General features: G+C 64.7%; 1 pseudogene. It reads right to left on the reverse strand.

What is annotated here, in order from left to right:
• Positions 1-158: 158 nt before the first annotated feature.
• Positions 159-1,353, reverse strand: a pseudogene (locus tag AHiyo1_RS07760) (thiamine pyrophosphate-dependent enzyme); the annotation flags it as partial.

The raw sequence follows: 1,353 nt of genomic DNA on the forward strand, positions 1-1,353 counted from the left end.
ACAACCCGGCCACCGGGGCCGGGTTGTAGACCGGCTGGCTGCGGTCGCGGCGCCGGCGGTTTCTACACCGTTGATGAAATGCTTGATGGTGGTCAGGGTGGTCGTCGTCGACATGTGCGGACTTCCTTGTCTGGTGCTTGAAGAGAGCTTGAGGGGGTCTAGCCGAGCAGCTTGCGCTGGCGGTTCTTGTGGTCTGTGTACGTCTGGTAGGCCTGCTGGGTGGATTCGAGTTCGGAGACCTGCGAAACGGGAACGTCCCACCAGGATTCGGAGCTCGGCGCGTCCAGCAAGGGATCGGATTCGACGTGGATCACGATCGGTCCGGTGTCTTCCGGTGCCGCTTTCGCGTCGCGGATGGCTTGTTCCAGTTCGGCGATGACCTTCTCCCCCGGTTCGATCCGGATGACTTTCGCGCGAGGGACTCGGCGTTGAGGGCCAGGTCGATGGGCAGGTTCTCGCCGGCGTCGAAGGAGTGTTGTTCCTTGTCCAGGACGCGGTACTGGGTGCCGAAGCGCTGCGAGCCCAGCGACTCGGAAAGCGAGCCGATCGAGGCGTAGCCGTGGTTCTGGATAAGGACCACGATCAGTTTGATGCGTTCGGCGACGGCGGTGACCAGTTCGGTGTGCATCATCAGGTAGGAGCCGTCCCCCACCATGACCACGACGTCGCGATCCTTGCCGCCTGCAGCGGCCTCGGCCAGGGCCGCGCGCTTGACGCCCAAGCCGCCGGGGATCTCGTAACCCATGCACGAGTAGGCATATTCGACGTGGTAGCCGAACGGATCCCGGACACGCCACATCTTGTGCAGGTCGCCCGGCAGGGAGCCGGCGGCGCAGATGACGACGTCCTGCTCATCCATGGCCCGGTTGGTGGCGCCGATGATCTCGTTCTGGGCCGGCAGCGGGGTGTGCCGGGTATCGAAGGCTTCATCCACGATGCGGTCCCAGCGCTTCTTCTCGGCCGCGATCGTTTGCTCGAGGTCCGCGCCGACACGGTAGCCGCCGAGGGCTGCGTTGAGCTTGACGAGGGCCTTGCGGGCATCGGCGACGATCGGCAGTACGGTGCCGTGCTTGTACGCGTCGATCGCGGCCACGTTGATGTTGACGAACTTCACGTCGGGGTTCTGGAAAGCAGTGCGCGACGCCGTCGTGAAGTCCTCGTAACGGGTACCGATTCCGATGATCAAGTCAGCTTCGGCCGCGATGGCGTTCGCCGCCGTCGTGCCCGTGGAGCCGATGGCTCCGAGCGAGAACTTGTGGTCCCAGGGCAGGACGCCGACGCCGGCCTGGGTGTTGCCCACCGGGATTCCGGTCAGTTCGGCGAACGTGGCGAGTTCCTCGTTCGCGAAGGCGT

The organism is Arthrobacter sp. Hiyo1 (assembly GCF_001263615.2).
In the GTDB taxonomy this organism is placed as follows: domain Bacteria; phylum Actinomycetota; class Actinomycetes; order Actinomycetales; family Micrococcaceae; genus Arthrobacter.